The following is a 15553-nucleotide window of genomic DNA, read 5'->3' on the forward strand; positions in this document are numbered from 1 at the left end:
TTGCAGGAACGCCGCAATCGAACCAATGCAAGCACCAATATATATGCAGCTTGAAGAATGGCGAAAATAGTTTAAATGGAGTACTTAATGACCACAGCTTATCAATCCCTGCGCGCCACATTCACACGCCTTTCCCGCTTTGGGCACTTATCAGCCATTGCTGGGTGGGATATGCAAACAATGATGCCACCCAAAGGAAATCTTGCTCGCTCAGAAGCGATGGCTGAGCTAAATGTGCTGCAACATCAAATTCTGACGACCAAACAGGTTGGCGCGTGGTTGAAGCAAGCGGAACAAGAAACTCTCGATGATATTGAGCAGGCAAATCTATGTGAGATGCAGCGGCATTATAATAATGCGGTGCTAGTTCCAGAAGACTTAGTTGAAGCAAAATCACTAGCAGGTGCTCGATGCGAGCACGCATGGCGACAGCAGCGTATCGCTAATGACTGGAATGGTTTTGCTGAGAATCTACGTGAAGTGGTCAAGTTAAGTCGTGAAGAAGCAGAAATTCGGGCTCAAGCTGCTGGGACATCACGCTATGACGCATTGCTGAATTTATATGAGCCGGGAACGAATAGTGCAGATTTGGACCGTATCTTTGGCGACCTTAAACAATGGTTACCGACGTTATTACAAAAAGTGATCGCTAAGCAAGAAAATGAAACCTGCTTGATACCACAGGGGCCATTTGACCTGGAAAAACAGCGTCAACTTGGGCTGAACGTGATGAAAGTATTGGGCTTCGATTTTGATGGCGGACGAGTCGACGTGAGTGTGCATCCATTCTGCGGAGGTGTTCCCGAGGATGTACGCATCACTACTCGTTATAATCAACAAGAGTTTCTCAGTGCGTTAATGGGGATTGTTCATGAAACGGGCCATGCGAGGTATGAGCAAAATTTGCCCCGTGAATGGTTGGGTCAGCCTATAGCGCATGCACGCTCTACAGCAATTCACGAATCTCAAAGCTTATTGTTTGAAATGCAATTAGCTCGTAGCAAGGAGTTTCTGCAAGTCATTCGACCTCTGGTTATACAGCAATTCGGTGAACAACCTGCGTTTGATGAGCAAAACTTCACAGCCTTGAATCAACGCGTTAAGACCGGTTTTATCCGGGTTGATGCTGATGAGGTAAGCTACCCTGCCCATGTGATTTTGCGCTATGAAATTGAAAAAGCATTGATTAGTGGTGAAATCGAGGTTGATGATATCCCGACGCTTTGGAATGAAAAGATGCAGCAATACCTCGGGATAAATACCGAAGGTAATTACCGCTATGGGTGTATGCAAGATATCCATTGGACGGATGGCGCCTTTGGTTATTTCCCAACCTACACTCTGGGTGCTATGTATGCCGCTCAACTTTTCCAAACTGCGCGTGGCGCTATCCCTGAATTAGATCGCAATATTGCCAATGGTGATTTGAGCAAGCTATTCAATTGGTTACAGGTAAATATCTGGCAACATGGAAGCCGTTACTCAACTGCAGAGCTGATGACCAAAGCAACCGGTGAATCACTTAACCCGCGTTTTTTCCGTCAGCACTTAGAACACCGTTATTTATAATTACGCTCGAACCCCATATTCTTTTGAATACTGCCCTTCCTTTGAGGGGGCAGTATCGTTCTGCTGAACATAAATTCCGTTTTGCTGCAAATTTCTATGTGCCTAAAGAGATCACTTTTTAGATAACAACTTAATGTATGTTGTAACTAAAAAGGTACAAAAGTAATGATCCTCATAGCTATTATTAACCTTCTACACTTCCATGCTATCTGCGCAGTAAAATACATTTAACGATACGTCATAAGGTTGATTATTAGTCATAATAATCAACTCTGTACAATCGGTTACAAGCCGAAACCAATGACTTACGGAAGCCATTAACCATTTGTCCTATTCTCATTTCAACGACCCAATGGGGCCGATATACAAACAGAACACTGAGGAATAAATCATGAAAACAGTACTAGCTCTGATTGTTGCTGCAACCTTGGGTATGTCTTCTATCGCATTCGCTGCCGATACCGTGACACCACCTGCCGCTCCAATGGCTAAGGCACCAGCAGCCCATAGTGCTCCAGCCAAAACCATGCATCACAAAAAAGCGACAAAATCGGTGAAAAAAGCAGAGAAAGCCGCTCCAATGCAAAAAGCGCAAGCTGCTAAGAAACACCACAAAAAAACGACTCACACTAAATCTGCCCCGGCAGCAGTGCCCGCCGTAAAATAAAGTCGAGAAAGCTAGCTGAAGCCAGCTCTTTACGATTGACCTGCAACAACTTCACTCGCTCAACACCCGGTTCTCCGGGTGTTTTTTATCAGGAGTGCTGATAATGCTGCGCCGTTATTTATTTGAAATCACTCTGGCTACATTAATTATTTGCGGGCTGATCGCTCTGTTTTTTTATTTATAATATATATCCGTAATGCTTCAAGCAGCATGTTGGTTGCTTAGAGTATAAGCGACTTATATCGCGCTAAAATTATCGAAAAATCAAATGCTGACAACATACTACATAGCTAATTGTGTCTATAGTTATCAATAGGGAAGCTTGTGATTAACAGCTTAACCAGTAGGTCTCAGGTTTGTGAATAAATACCCTTTTAGGGAATAAGGCAGGCTAATCATTTATGCGTTTATCTTCATTATTACTATTAAGTCTGTTACCTCTTTCCGTGGCTCATGCCCTTCCCCTCACTGGCACGTCAAATGACGACAGCAGTGTTACCGATCAAACCACTCTATTTTTTGGTAAAGATGATCGTACTGCGGTCACTAATGGCTCTCAATGGCCATGGCAAGCCATTGGCCAGGTTGAAACTGCCAGTGGCAACCTTTGTACTGCGACCTTAATCTCTCCCCGCCTAGCACTTACCGCTGGGCATTGTGTATTAGCGCCTCCTGGTAAGATTGATCGTGCGGTAGCCTTACGGTTTATATCGCACGACGGTCATTGGAAGTATCAAGTTACGAGTCTGGAAACACTGGTTGATGCCAGGTTGGGTAAGAAACTCAAACCTGACGGCGATGGCTGGATAGTTCCACCCGCAGCAGCTGCATATGACTATGCTCTTATTCGACTAACCAATAAAAAGCCACTTCCTATCAAGCCGTTACCATTGTGGGATGGAACCGCTAATGAATTGACTCAAGCACTTAAACAAGTTGGCCGTAAAATAACACAAGCGGGTTATCCACTTGACCATCTGGATACCCTCTACAGCCATGAAGATTGCCTGATCACCGGTTGGGCGCAGCAAGGTGTGCTTTCTCATCAATGCGATACATTACCAGGTGATAGCGGCTCGCCCTTGTTGCTGAAAAATGGCGAGAAATGGTCTTTGATTGCCATTCAAAGTTCAGCCCCCGCCGCTAAAGACCGTTATTTGGCAGATAACCGGGCTCTAGCAGTTACTGCCATAAAAAATCGGTTAAAAACGCTCGCTACTAAGACTGCTAAGACAAGCAAATAGTCATGCCTCAATTCGGCAAAAGGTATTGATGGATTAACAACGAACCTAACAGCGACTACTCCTTACTGGTACAACGGGGCTTTTGAGTAAATTTAAAAACAAAAGTCCCGCCTAATGCAGCGGCATATCGACTTAACGTCGTGAGATTAGGCGAAATGATACCTTTTTCCATCCGACTGATATTTTGTTTCCTTAACCCCGCTCTCCTGGCAATATCTTCTTGAGTCAAATTGCATCGCTGGCGGGCAGCTTTAAGCTCCGTCATCATGGCTTGCCTGATCTGCAAGTCAGAATACGCTTCATTTACTTGAGGGTGATTTAAAGCGTTAGCTTTAACCTCAGAAAAAGGAAGAATGTCAAAATCATCTTGTCTTTTCATGGCAACAATCTCCGTTTGAGTTCCTTCATACGCTGATAAGCCAACATCAGTGTCCGTCTTGAGGCCTTTTGCGTTTTCTTCTGCAAGATATGAATGATATAAATCTGCTGTTCTGCCTGGTAAAAGAAAAAACCACGCCCGCAACCTTCCTTTGCACTGACCCTCAATTCTTTCAGCCCTTTCCCTATATCCCGCACTACAGGTTCTCTCAACTCATGACCATAAACCTCTAACTCATCTAGAGCCTTAATCAGAGCCGCCTGTATTCCCACGGGTAATTTAAACAATTCTCTTTGCGCCAACCTCAACAAACAAATCGTATACATAAGCAATCCCTGCTCCCGAAAACTCTATCAAACACACCAAATGTAATCAAATATGGTGACCTACAATCAGATAAACTTTGAGTAAGCTGCCTGAATGCCAAGGCAGATATAGCCTTAGTTAAAGGGCTGAGGCAATAACGTTGCAGCACAATAGGAGTGTTAATTGATAGTTTTCGAGTGGCTTCGCATGAAAATCAGTAGGTTTCATCGATTACATAGTTGAGACAAAAAAGAGAGGATTTAAATTATATAAATGCTGCGGCGAAGTGGAGTCTGGCGGTTGAAACATTCCGCGCCTGAGCCATTATTTCAGGCGCGGAGTCGTATTGATTAGCCATCAGGCAGAGAGTTGTTCGATAGTCTGTAAAATACGCTTATCTGAAATGGGATACGGTGTTCCCAATTGTTGTGCAAATAAACTCACTCGCAGCTCTTCAATCATCCAACGAACTTCTTTAACATCTTCATCTTGTTGACGTTTAGGCGGTAACTTGTTGAGCCATTGCTGCCACATCTGCTGTACATGTTCCACCCGTTGCATTTGGGCACGATCACGATGAGGATCTACAGCTAACTTCTCCATCCGTCGCTCAATGGCGTGCAGATAGCGCAATGTATCCGGTAAACGTTTCCAACCATTATTCGTGACAAAACCTCGGTAAATCAGGCCGCTAAGCTGTGCTTTGATATCGGAAAGTGCTAATGCTTGCGAGATATCAACCCGGCCTTTTAAACGTTTATTTATGCTGAATACGGTAGTCAGGATCTGTTCAACTTGTTTGGCAATATCCACAACAGTATCGTTTAATTCGGCCCGAACTTTTTCTTGAAGCTGAGCAAAATCGGCCTCTTGCCATACCGGCCCACCATATTGCGCGACGAGTTTATCCACTCCACAAGCAATGCAATCATCAATTAGATCCATCACTTTGCCATAAGTATTGAAATAGAGACCGAGTTTGGATTTGTTCGGCAACTTTTCATGTAAATACTTAATCGGAGAAGGAATATTAAGCAGCAATAAACGGCGTGTCCCCTGCCACATGGCCTGTTGTTGTTGGGCTTCAGTATCAAATAAGCGAATCGCGACACTGTCTTTCTCATCAACCAATGCCGGGTATGCTTTAACTTCGTATCCTCCCCGGCGTTGCTCGTAGCACACGGGAAGTGAGCCGAAACTCCAGATATGTAAGTTATTTTGCTCAATACCGTCATCGGCAACCGCTGAAAGCGTTTCTTGTACTTTCTCCTGGAGTTGGAGCTTCAAGGCGGCAAGGTCTTTCCCCTCACGTAAAGTTCGATTTTTATCATCCAGCACACGAAACGTCATTTTTAGGTGGTCGGGGACTTGCTCCCACTGCCAACTCTCGCGTGACACTGTCACCCCCGTCATGCGACGTAACTCGCGCTCTAATGCATCCAGCAGACTGGTTTCCAACGGGGTTACCCGCGCTAAGAATGCCTCGGCATAGTTAGGAGCAGGTACAAAGTTGCGTCGAACCGGCTTAGGTAAAGACTTGATTAGCGCCACCACTAACTCACGGCGGATCCCCGGAATCTGCCAGTCAAACCCCTCTTCCTGAACCTGATTGAGGATAGGAAGCGGGATATGGACAGTGACCCCATCAGCATCGGTACCGGGCTCAAATTGATAAGAAAGTCGTAGTTTAAGTGACCCTTGATACCAAAAGTTCGGGTAATCAAGCGGGTTAACTTTGTTCGCGCCATCCTTGATAAGCATGGTTTTTTCAAAGTTGAGCAACTCCGGTTGTGTCTGGCTGGTTTTCTTCCACCAGCTATCAAAATGACGTGCAGAAATAACATCACGGCTAATACGCTGGTCATAGAAGTTAAACAATGTCTCGTCATCAACCAGAATGTCGCGTCGGCGAGACTTGTGCTCCAATTCTTCAACTTCAGCCAATAGTTTTAAATTGGCGCGGAAGAAAGCATGCCGTGTCTGCCAATCACCCTCAACCAAGCCGTGACGGATAAACAACTCGCGACACAGCGGCGGATCAATTGGCCCATAGTTGATCTTACGCTCAGTGACGATTGGCAACCCGAATAAGGTCACTTTCTCACTGGCCATCACCGCCCCTTGCGCTTTCTCCCAATGCGGGTCGCTATAGTGATGTTTAACCAAGTGCTGTGCTAAGGGTTCGATCCATTCCGGTTCAATACGAGCCGCAATGCGCCCCCATAAGCGGCTGGTTTCGACCAATTCGGCGACCATACACCACTTTGGAGGTTTTTTGAATAAACCGGAGCCTGGGAAAATAGCAAAACGAGCATTGCGCGCACCTGTATACTCTTGCTTTTCAACGTCTTTCTGACCAATATGCGATAGTAGGCCGGTTAGAATGGCGGTATGAACACTGCGATAGTCTGCGGCAACGCTATTGACCGGGATGCCCAGCTCTTTCACCACCTGACGCAGTTGGGTATAGATATCCTGCCATTCGCGCACCCGTAAATAGCTCAGGAAATCGCTACGGCATAATTTACGGAATTGCGCCGATGATAGTTCTTTTTGCTGCTCTTTCAGGTAATCCCATAGATTAACAAATGCAAGGAAATCAGAGTCTTTATCGGCGAAACGTCGATGCTTTTCATCGGAGGCCTGTTGTTTATCCATCGGACGTTCACGCGGATCCTGGATAGACAATGCCGAGGTGATGATCATCAATTCCCGCACACTGCCACTTTTCTGGGCTTCCAACACCATTCGAGCCAAACGGGGATCAACGGGTAATTGGGCCAATTGACGACCTAGCGGTGTTAATTGTTGATGGCCGTTACTGGCAGTCTGGATAGCCCCAAGTTCCTCCAGCAGCCGTACACCATCTTGAATGTTGCGCTTGTCCGGCGCTTCCACAAATGGGAAGGCTGCGATATCCCCTAACCCTAATGAGGTCATTTGTAGGATAACGGAGGCCAAATTGGTACGCAGAATTTCCGGATCAGTGAATTCAGGACGTGAAAGAAAGTCTTGCTCGGAATAAAGACGGATACAAATACCGTCAGAGACACGGCCACAGCGGCCTTTACGCTGATTAGCCGAGGCTTGAGAAACCGGCTCAATCGGCAAGCGCTGAACTTTGGTACGGAAACTGTAGCGGCTAATCCGTGCAGTTCCGGGATCGATGACATACTTAATGCCCGGCACGGTGAGTGAAGTTTCTGCCACGTTAGTCGCCAGCACAATACGCCGCCCATGATGAGACTGAAACACCCTATTCTGCTCACTGTTGGATAAGCGAGCATACAGCGGCAGCACTTCGGTATGAGGCAAATTCTGCTTCATCAGCGCGTCCGCAGTATCACGAATTTCCCGCTCGCCACTCATAAAAATCAGGATATCGCCGGGACTTTCGCGCCCCAATTCATCTACCGCATCAAAAATAGCCTGTAACTGATCACGCTCAACATCATCGGCATCATCCACGATAGGCCGATAGCGCACTTCAACCGGATAGGTACGGCCAGAGACTTCGATAATGGGTGCATTATTAAAATGGCTGGAAAAGCGCTGCGGATCAATGGTCGCCGAGGTAATAATAACTTTCAGATCAGGGCGCTTTGGCAGTAACTCCCGCAAATACCCCAAGATGAAATCAATGTTCAGGCTGCGCTCATGTGCCTCATCAATAATCAAGGTGTCATATTGCATTAGCAGGCGATCTTGCTGAATTTCAGCCAGTAAAATACCGTCAGTCATCAGCTTAACGAGGGTGTTTTCACCCACTTGATCATTAAATCGCACTTTATAACCGACGCAACTGCCAAGTGCGGTGTCTAGCTCGTCAGCTATGCGATTTGCCACTGTACGAGCGGCAAGGCGGCGCGGTTGGGTATGACCAATGAGCCCTTTGACACCACGCCCCAACTCCAGGCAGATTTTCGGTAATTGTGTGGTTTTACCGGAACCGGTTTCACCGGCAACAATAACTACCTGATTATCGCGAATAGCATTATAGATATCTTGTTTCTTTTGACTGACCGGCAAATTCTCAGGATACGAGATAGCCGGACACGCCGCCCGACGGCTGTTAACCCGCTGCATTGCAGTAGCAATCTCAGCTTCGATTTCGCCGGTAATCGCCTCTACGGCCTCGGGATTATGGATTTTTCGTGCGCCTTGCAGCCGACGCCGCATGCGCTGTTGGTCACGGAGCATCAACTCACCGAGTTGGGAGGATAATGCTGCGAGCGAAGATTTCACGTTCAATATTCCTTGTTGCGATGCGGCTGAGACTCAAGGTATCAGCTCAATGATTTCATACTATGAATTTGATTAGCCATTGTTTTTTTTATTAATTGATATCAATTTTCGAGTGACTAATCCTCTACGAGTAATCCATAGTTTTTAATTATATATACCCAAAATAATTCGAGTTGCGGGAAGGCGGCAATTGAGTGAATCCCGATGAACTTACTCAGGTAAGTGATTCGGGTGAACAAGAGCAGCCAACGCACATGCAGCTTGAAGTATGACGGGTATAAACCCTTGCCATATAGGGTAACACAGCCAGGGTTGCTGCTGTAACCGGCGGATACTGAGCTATCTAATTCTCATCATTCAATAAAATCGAACAAAGAACGCAAAATATTGCGCTATCACTGATAGAAAAAGTTGAATAAAGTGTATCTCATTGAAAGGGCGTACCGCCTGAGTCTCTGTTACCTGTTAAGGAATTACGATGAGCAAAGTTCTGGTTCTGAAATCAAGCATTCTGGCAACCTATTCACAATCTAACCAATTGGCTGACTTTTTTGTTGAACAATGGAAAGCGGCTCACGCTGGCGATGAAATCACCGTACGTGATCTGGCAGCTCAGCCGATTCCGGTATTAGATGGCGAATTAGTGGGCGCGTTACGCCCTTCCGATGCCGAACTGACACCGCGTCAACAAGAAGCACTGGCGCTGTCTGATGAATTGATTGCTGAGTTGCAGGCGAATGACGTGATAGTTATGGCGGCGCCAATGTACAACTTTAATATCCCCACTCAGTTGAAGAACTACTTTGACCTGATTGCTCGTGCTGGCGTGACTTTCCGTTACACCGAAAAAGGGCCTGAAGGCCTGATTACCGGTAAACGTGCCATTATTCTGACCAGCCGTGGTGGTATCCATAAAGACACACCAACGGATCTGGTTGTGCCTTACCTGCGTCTGTTCCTCGGCTTTATCGGGATTACCGATGTCGAGTTCGTGTTCGCAGAAGGTATTGCTTATGGTCCTGAAGTAGCGACCAAAGCGCAAGCTGATGCCAAAGAGTTACTGACTCAGGTTGTTAGCGCTTAATGAATGACTTTCATGCATCGGCAGGTGTCTCTGTTGATACATGACTGAATGACCTTGTATTACCCTCGTTTTACCCAGTAGTGTTATTGAATCATTACGCGCCCTTGGGCGCGTTTTTTTATCGTCTGCTACTGTCTGCTACTATGCCAGCAGCGCGATGGCGCTCTCTTCATCCGTCACCAAACCATTCACCCAATGCCCACTAAGAGCGGCTTTGATAGCTTGATGTTTCTCTACACCACCCGCAATAGCAATGACCGGTTTTTCTGGCAGAATACGCAGGCTGGCACTGGTTAAACGCTGATCCAGCTTATAGCTCACTTGCTGTCCATCAATATCGATGAAGTTACCCAACATTTCAGCAACCACATGAGATGCCGTCAGTTGCGCCACATCATGTTCTGAAATAAAGCCATCTTTGTGCAGCGGGCAATGATAACCCATTGAACCAATGCCAATAAAAGTCACATCAGCTTGAGCCGCCTTCTCGGTCACCGTACGGTAAATCCGATGATTACACCACAGGTCACGATCTGCGGCGCTATCCGCAAAAAGCGGCGCGGGTAAAATAAAATAGCGGCCTTGGGTTTTCTCCGCCATCCATAACGGCACATCATAGCGGGTACAAGAACCATCAGCAGCTATTGCCCCAATAAGGGAAACGCAGCTGTGCTGAGGGCGTTCAAAATCCGGCAGTTCATCAATAGCCGCTTTTAAGCTGCGTCCTGAGCCCACACCAATAACCAGTGGTTGCTCTTGCCGCAGAAATTGCGTCATCACCTCGGCCCCCGCCACGGCGATAGCCCGTTGCACGCCCGCATTGTCCATTCCCTGGCTTGGTACTACCTGGCATTGATGTAATCCGTAGTGTTTTTGCAGTTGATCCGCCAGCGCCATACAGCGCCCCACCGGATGGGCGATGCTAACACTCACTAGCCCGTTATCTATGGCACAGGCCACCAATCGCTGAGCTACCTGGCGAGAAACCCCGAGCGCTTCAGCAATTTCGTGCTGTGTTTGACCCGCTACGTAATACATCCAAGCCGCTCTGGCCGCTTGATCCAATTTTTTGTCACTCTTATGCATGGGTTTTCTACGCGCTAGTGGTGAAGGAGCAATGTTAAACATTTTACGCCGTTGTTTGGCAGATTTTTATCTCAGCTAACGTTTATGTGAGCTAAAGCCCAACTTAAGGGCAAAAGTTACACTAACCTATCGCCATTAGAGCAAATGCCCAACCAAAGGGCTTGTGCCCAAGAATTATCTTAATGCCGACTGAGATTGCGGAGAACATGATGAATATTGAACTGAACTCAACCCCTGCTGTGTGGCTACATATTGGTGCGGGATCTTTTCACCGCGCTCATCAGGCCTGGTACCTGCATCGTTTACGGGCTGCGGGTGATAATCGCTGGTCTATTGCGCTGGCGAATATTCGTGATGATGCAACCCCTCTGCTGACAGCTTTAGCGGCCCAGAATGGCGAATACATGCTGGAAACTGTCACACCCGCCGGTGAACGCCAATATGAAAAAATCACGTCACTACGCAAAATCATTCCGTGGGATAAAGAACTGCACAATCTGGTTGAGCAAGGTAGTAAACCGGAAACTCGCGTTATCTCCTTTACCGTGACGGAAGGCGGCTACTATCTGGATAACCAGTTTAATCTGCAACAGGATAACGCCGATATTCAGGCCGATCTTAATGGGGATTGTCGGACAATTTATGGCGCAATCAGTCGGATTTTACTGCAACGCCAACAACTGCACAGCGGCCCAGTGACTCTGCTGAACTGCGATAATTTGCGCCATAACGGCGAGCGTTTTCGCCACTGCCTATTGCAGTTTCTGGCACTGCGCGATCAGCAAAGTTTGCTCAGCTGGGCAACCGATGAGACTCGCAGCCCGAATACCATGGTTGATCGTATTACGCCTCGTCCATCTGACGATATCGCCCCACGCGTGCTGCAGCAAACTGGTTTTGCCGACCAAGCGCCTGTTATGGGTGAGTCATTCATTCAGTGGGTTATTGAAGATGACTTTATTGCCGGGCGACCCGCGTTGGAAAATGTGGGAGTAGAAATGGTCGAATCGGTGCTGCCATATGAAGAAGCAAAGATTCGTATCCTCAATGCCAGCCACAGTTGTATCGCCTGGGCTGGTACTTTGATAGGCCAGAGTTACATTCACGAAAGTACTCAAACAGACGCTATTCGCCAGATGGCCTATGACTATGTGACCCAAGATGTCATCCCGTCTCTATCACCTAGCCCGTTGGATTTAGCGAATTATCGTGATGTGGTGTTAGATCGCTTCAGTAACTCGTTTATTCGCGACACCAATCAGCGCGTCGCCGCCGATGGTTTCTCTAAAATCCCAGGTTTTATTACACCGACATTGATGGAGTGCTACCAACGAGGTTGCACACCCGCCGCCACCGCCATGCTGCCGGCCTTATTCTTTGTCTTTATGGAGAGTTGGCACCAAGACACCCTGCCATATGAATACCAAGATGGCATGTTAGATGCCTCTGCCGTGCATGCCATGTTCCAGTCGGCTGACCCTGTGGGTCTGTTTGCCCGCGATAACAAATTGTTTGGCGCATTGGCCAGTGACAGCCAGTTTGAACAGTTATTACGACAATCCATTGACCGGGTTAATGCCTGGGTAATGGCTAACCGTTAATCAGCGACAAGGAATGGCTATGTATCTTGGACTTGATTTAGGCACATCAGAAATTAAAGCCGTGGTGATTGATGATCATGGGCAGATCTTAGCAAGCGAAGGTGAGCCGCTTACCGTACAACGCCCGCATCCGCTGTGGTCAGAACAAAATCCGACTGACTGGTGGCAGGCGACGCAACGTGTGATTGGCCGCCTGCGTCATAAAATACCGCAACGCTGGGGCGAGATCCTCGCCATCGGCCTATCAGGCCAAATGCACGGTGCAGTGTTGCTTAACCGCGAAGACCACATTTTGCGCCCAGCGATTCTGTGGAATGACGCGCGCTGTGCCGACGAGTGCGAGGAGCTGACGCGCAATGCTCCGCAGTTGCATCAGATAGCTGGGAATTTGGCAATGCCGGGTTTCACTGCGCCAAAACTACTGTGGGTGGCTCGCCATGAGCCAGAGATCTTCTCACAACTCGCTACCGTGCTACTGCCGAAAGACTATCTGCGCTGGATGATGAGTGGCGATAAGGTCAGCGATATGTCCGACTCCGCCGGAACACTGTGGCTGGATGTAGCAAAACGGGATTGGTCAGACTCCCTGCTGGCAGCTTGTGGATTATCGCGGGATATGATGCCACGGCTGATTGAGGGTAATCAGCCCAGCGGTTATCTGAAAACGGATATCGCCCGCGAATGGGGTTTGTCCGATAAGGTAGTGATTGCCGGTGGCGGTGGCGACAATGCCGCCAGTGCCGTTGGGATTGGCGCTATTAATCCCGGTGATGGATTTATCTCTTTGGGCACATCCGGCGTGTTGTTCGCGGTTAATGATTGCTACCGCCCTAACCCACAATCGGCGGTACATGCTTTTTGCCATGCCTTGCCGCATCGTTGGCACCAAATGAGCGTGATGCTCACCGCTGCCAGTGCGCTGCGCTGGTTATGCCAACTGCTGGGTACCAATGAAACAACATTGTTATCCGAAGTGGCTCAACTCAGTCGGGCTGAACAACGGCTGGCCCCTCTTTTCCTACCGTATCTTTCCGGCGAACGTACCCCCCATAACGATCCGCTGGCAACCGGCGCTTTTCACGGCATGACACATGCTACTGATCGCGCGGCATTGGGTTATGCGGTGCTGGAAGGTGTCACTTTTGGCATTGCTGATGGTTTGGCGGTATTGCAAGAAGCGGGTACTCAGCTGAGCCAATCGTCACTGATTGGTGGCGGTGCGCGCAGTGCCTGGTGGGGGCAATTGATGGCCGACACGCTGAGCTTGCCGATTGTGACCCACAGCGGTGGAGAGGCTGGCGGTGCTTTAGGCGCAGCGCGTTTAGGCTGGCTAGCGACCGGTGGTGATGAACAACTGGTGTGTGCCAAGCCGCACATTGACCAGCGTTTTATCCCTGATGTTAACCGGCAAGATGCCTTATTCGTCCGCCTTGAGCGCTACCGACGACTCTATCAACAGCAACGCCAACTTCGCCAACCGTTAACACGATAAAACCAAAATACACCTACGCCCGGACGAGCACATCGCCCTTTCATTTGCTGTCCCTACAAATAAGCAGCCGGCGCTCAAACGCCAAAGGAACTGACTATGCAAGAAAAATCGACTCATTGGCTTGGCTTGCCGATGAATTTATTCTGGGGCTACGTTGCTATTGCCATATTTATGAGCGGCGATGGCTTTGAAATGGCCTTCTTATCTAAGCACATTACCGATATGGGGTTTTCACCAGCGCAATCGGCCTTTGTCTTTACCCTCTATGGGTTAGCGGCAGCCATTGCCGCCTGGAGTTCAGGAGTGGTGGCTGAAATTATCACGCCACAACGCGCAATGCGGATAGGTTTTATCCTGTGGGTGGTGATGCATTGCCTGTTTATGCTGTTTGGCCTGGGGATGAAAAGCTACCCATTGATGCTGGTATTCTATGGGATCCGTGGCCTGGCCTACCCACTATTTATCTATTCATTTGTCATGCTTATTGTGCAAAACGTGCCTAAACAGCAACTCTCTTCGGCGATGGGCTGGTTCTGGGCAATGTACTCGGTCGGTATTGGCGTGGTAGGCAGCTATTTACCGAGCTTCACCATTCCGATGATAGGTGAAACAGGCACTTTGTGGTTGGCCATCGTGTGGGTCGCCGTCGGTGGCATGATGGCCCTGATACTGCTGCGCAATGTCGGTACGGCCAGCCCAAAGGCGGCGCTGTCCAATAAGGAAAAAATCAAAGAGTTGTCGCGGGCGGTTACCATCCTATTTACCAACAAGAATATTTTCTTGTCCTGTTTGATTCGCATCATTAACACACTATCACTGTTTGGATTTGCCGTGATCATGCCGCTGCTGTTTGTTGGCAGACTCGGCTTCACGATGTCTGAATGGCTACAGATCTGGGCAGTATTCTTCTTTGTCACCATTTTCACTAACATCATGTGGGGGATTTTGGGCGAAAAAATCGGTTGGATGCGGCAGGTGCGTTGGTTTGGTTGCATCGGCTGCGCAATCTCCAGCCTGGCGTTTTACTATATTCCGATGCATTTTGGCCATAACTTCTGGGCAGCACTTATCCCGGCAGTGATGCTAGGAATAACTGTGGCGGCGTTTGTTCCAATGACCGCAGTCTTCCCGGTATTGGAGCCCGAACACAAAGGTGCAGCGATTTCGATTTATAACCTGTCTGCCGGTTTGAGTAATTTTGTTGCGCCGGCTATCGCATCGCTGGTATTACCTTTCTTCGACATTGTGGGCGTGGTGTGGGTTTATACCGCGTTGTACCTGATTGCAGCGGTATTGACCTTGATTGTCAAAGTGGAACAACCGGGCCATGTGGATACCTATTACCGCAAAGAGTCTCTAAACAGCATCAATACGCCTCCTGTTGCAGCGAATTTGCAGGCTGAGCGCTAATCTGCTGTTTTCTGCAGCAGAAGTGGGACTATTTACCATAAAAAACGCCCATCTCTTGGCGGGCGTTTTTATCAATTGCGCGGCAGGATAGCGATGATCAGCGCTGCATCCACTGGCCGTTAATCCCACGAACATATTCCCCTGCCGCCGCGCGGTTAACCAACTTTTGCCCCGCCAGCTTGGCGACATCCTCGGTTGAAATATGGTTTTTTTGCGCCACTTCCTGATACTTCTCTGCTCTGGCGATGTTAATTTGCTCTACCAGCGCCAGGGTTTCAGCATCCTTTTTCACCGGAGCCAGATAACCACTGAGGGTTTCGCCCACCCGACCTTGCTGTTTAGCCTGCTCTAATGTCAGCGCAAAGGCCCCTGAGCTAAACAGTAAACTGCAACTCAATATTATGCAGCCTACTATCACGCGAACTAACTGTTGTGATGAGCCAATCCAACTGGACGTTAGCTTTTTCATG

The 15553-nt window shown here is 48.2% G+C and carries 12 protein-coding genes; 7 read left to right on the forward strand and 5 right to left on the reverse strand.

Annotated features, from left to right (window positions below; translation table 11 throughout):
- Positions 1-87: 87 nt before the first annotated feature.
- The 3 genes from ACF3VQ_RS10405 to ACF3VQ_RS10415 all read left to right on the forward strand — a co-directional run bounded on the left by ACF3VQ_RS10405 (position 88) and on the right by ACF3VQ_RS10415 (position 3480).
- Positions 88-1569, forward strand: coding sequence for a carboxypeptidase M32 (locus tag ACF3VQ_RS10405; protein WP_392435254.1), 1482 nt, complete (start codon positions 88-90; stop codon positions 1567-1569).
- Positions 1570-1960: 391 nt separating this feature from the next.
- Positions 1961-2236, forward strand: coding sequence for an acid resistance repetitive basic protein Asr (gene asr, locus ACF3VQ_RS10410; protein ID WP_392435256.1), 276 nt, complete (start codon positions 1961-1963; stop codon positions 2234-2236).
- Positions 2237-2637: 401 nt separating this feature from the next.
- Positions 2638-3480, forward strand: a complete 843-nt coding sequence (locus ACF3VQ_RS10415; protein WP_392435258.1) for a trypsin-like serine peptidase — start codon at positions 2638-2640, stop codon at positions 3478-3480.
- A gap of 55 nt (positions 3481-3535) precedes the next feature.
- On the opposite strand, the gene ACF3VQ_RS10420 is transcribed toward ACF3VQ_RS10415, so the two are convergent.
- From ACF3VQ_RS10420 to hrpA, 3 genes are all read right to left on the reverse strand, one after another.
- Entirely contained in the window at positions 3536-3859 is a 324-nt protein-coding gene (locus ACF3VQ_RS10420) for a helix-turn-helix domain-containing protein (protein WP_392435260.1), read from the reverse strand.
- The gene (locus tag ACF3VQ_RS10425) at positions 3856-4185 is read right to left on the reverse strand and encodes a type II toxin-antitoxin system RelE/ParE family toxin (protein WP_392435262.1); all 330 of its coding nucleotides are present in this window, start codon (positions 4183-4185) and stop codon (positions 3856-3858) included. Before ACF3VQ_RS10425 ends, ACF3VQ_RS10420 begins: the two co-directional genes overlap by 4 nt.
- Positions 4186-4522: 337 nt before the next feature.
- Positions 4523-8410, reverse strand: coding sequence for an ATP-dependent RNA helicase HrpA (gene hrpA / locus ACF3VQ_RS10430; RefSeq protein ID WP_392435264.1), 3888 nt, complete (start codon positions 8408-8410; stop codon positions 4523-4525).
- Positions 8411-8888: 478 nt separating this feature from the next.
- Between hrpA and azoR the strand changes: the two genes are divergently transcribed.
- The gene (gene azoR, locus ACF3VQ_RS10435) at positions 8889-9494 is read left to right on the forward strand and encodes an FMN-dependent NADH-azoreductase (protein ID WP_019083088.1); all 606 of its coding nucleotides are present in this window, start codon (positions 8889-8891) and stop codon (positions 9492-9494) included.
- A gap of 141 nt (positions 9495-9635) precedes the next feature.
- Here azoR and ACF3VQ_RS10440 read toward each other — a convergent pair whose 3' ends face one another.
- The gene (locus ACF3VQ_RS10440) at positions 9636-10580 is read right to left on the reverse strand and encodes a sugar-binding transcriptional regulator (protein ID WP_392435266.1); all 945 of its coding nucleotides are present in this window, start codon (positions 10578-10580) and stop codon (positions 9636-9638) included.
- Between the two features lie 209 nt (positions 10581-10789).
- Between ACF3VQ_RS10440 and dalD the strand changes: the two genes are divergently transcribed.
- From dalD to ACF3VQ_RS10455, 3 genes are all read left to right on the forward strand, one after another.
- Positions 10790-12181 (forward strand): D-arabinitol 4-dehydrogenase, encoded by a 1392-nt coding sequence (gene dalD, locus ACF3VQ_RS10445; RefSeq protein WP_392435527.1) that lies wholly within the window; start codon positions 10790-10792, stop codon positions 12179-12181.
- A gap of 19 nt (positions 12182-12200) precedes the next feature.
- Positions 12201-13673 (forward strand): xylulokinase, encoded by a 1473-nt coding sequence (xylB, locus tag ACF3VQ_RS10450; protein WP_392435268.1) that lies wholly within the window; start codon positions 12201-12203, stop codon positions 13671-13673.
- Positions 13674-13769: 96 nt separating this feature from the next.
- Positions 13770-15083 carry an MFS transporter gene (locus ACF3VQ_RS10455; protein WP_392435270.1) on the forward strand — a complete coding sequence of 438 codons (1314 nt, stop codon included), beginning with the start codon at positions 13770-13772 and terminating at the stop codon, positions 15081-15083.
- 97 nt (positions 15084-15180) lie between these two features.
- Here ACF3VQ_RS10455 and ACF3VQ_RS10460 read toward each other — a convergent pair whose 3' ends face one another.
- Positions 15181-15552, reverse strand: coding sequence for a YdbL family protein (locus ACF3VQ_RS10460; RefSeq protein ID WP_392435272.1), 372 nt, complete (start codon positions 15550-15552; stop codon positions 15181-15183).
- Position 15553: the final 1 nt, after the last annotated feature.

The organism is Yersinia fenwicki (genome assembly GCF_043099325.1).
GTDB lineage: Bacteria > Pseudomonadota > Gammaproteobacteria > Enterobacterales > Enterobacteriaceae > Yersinia.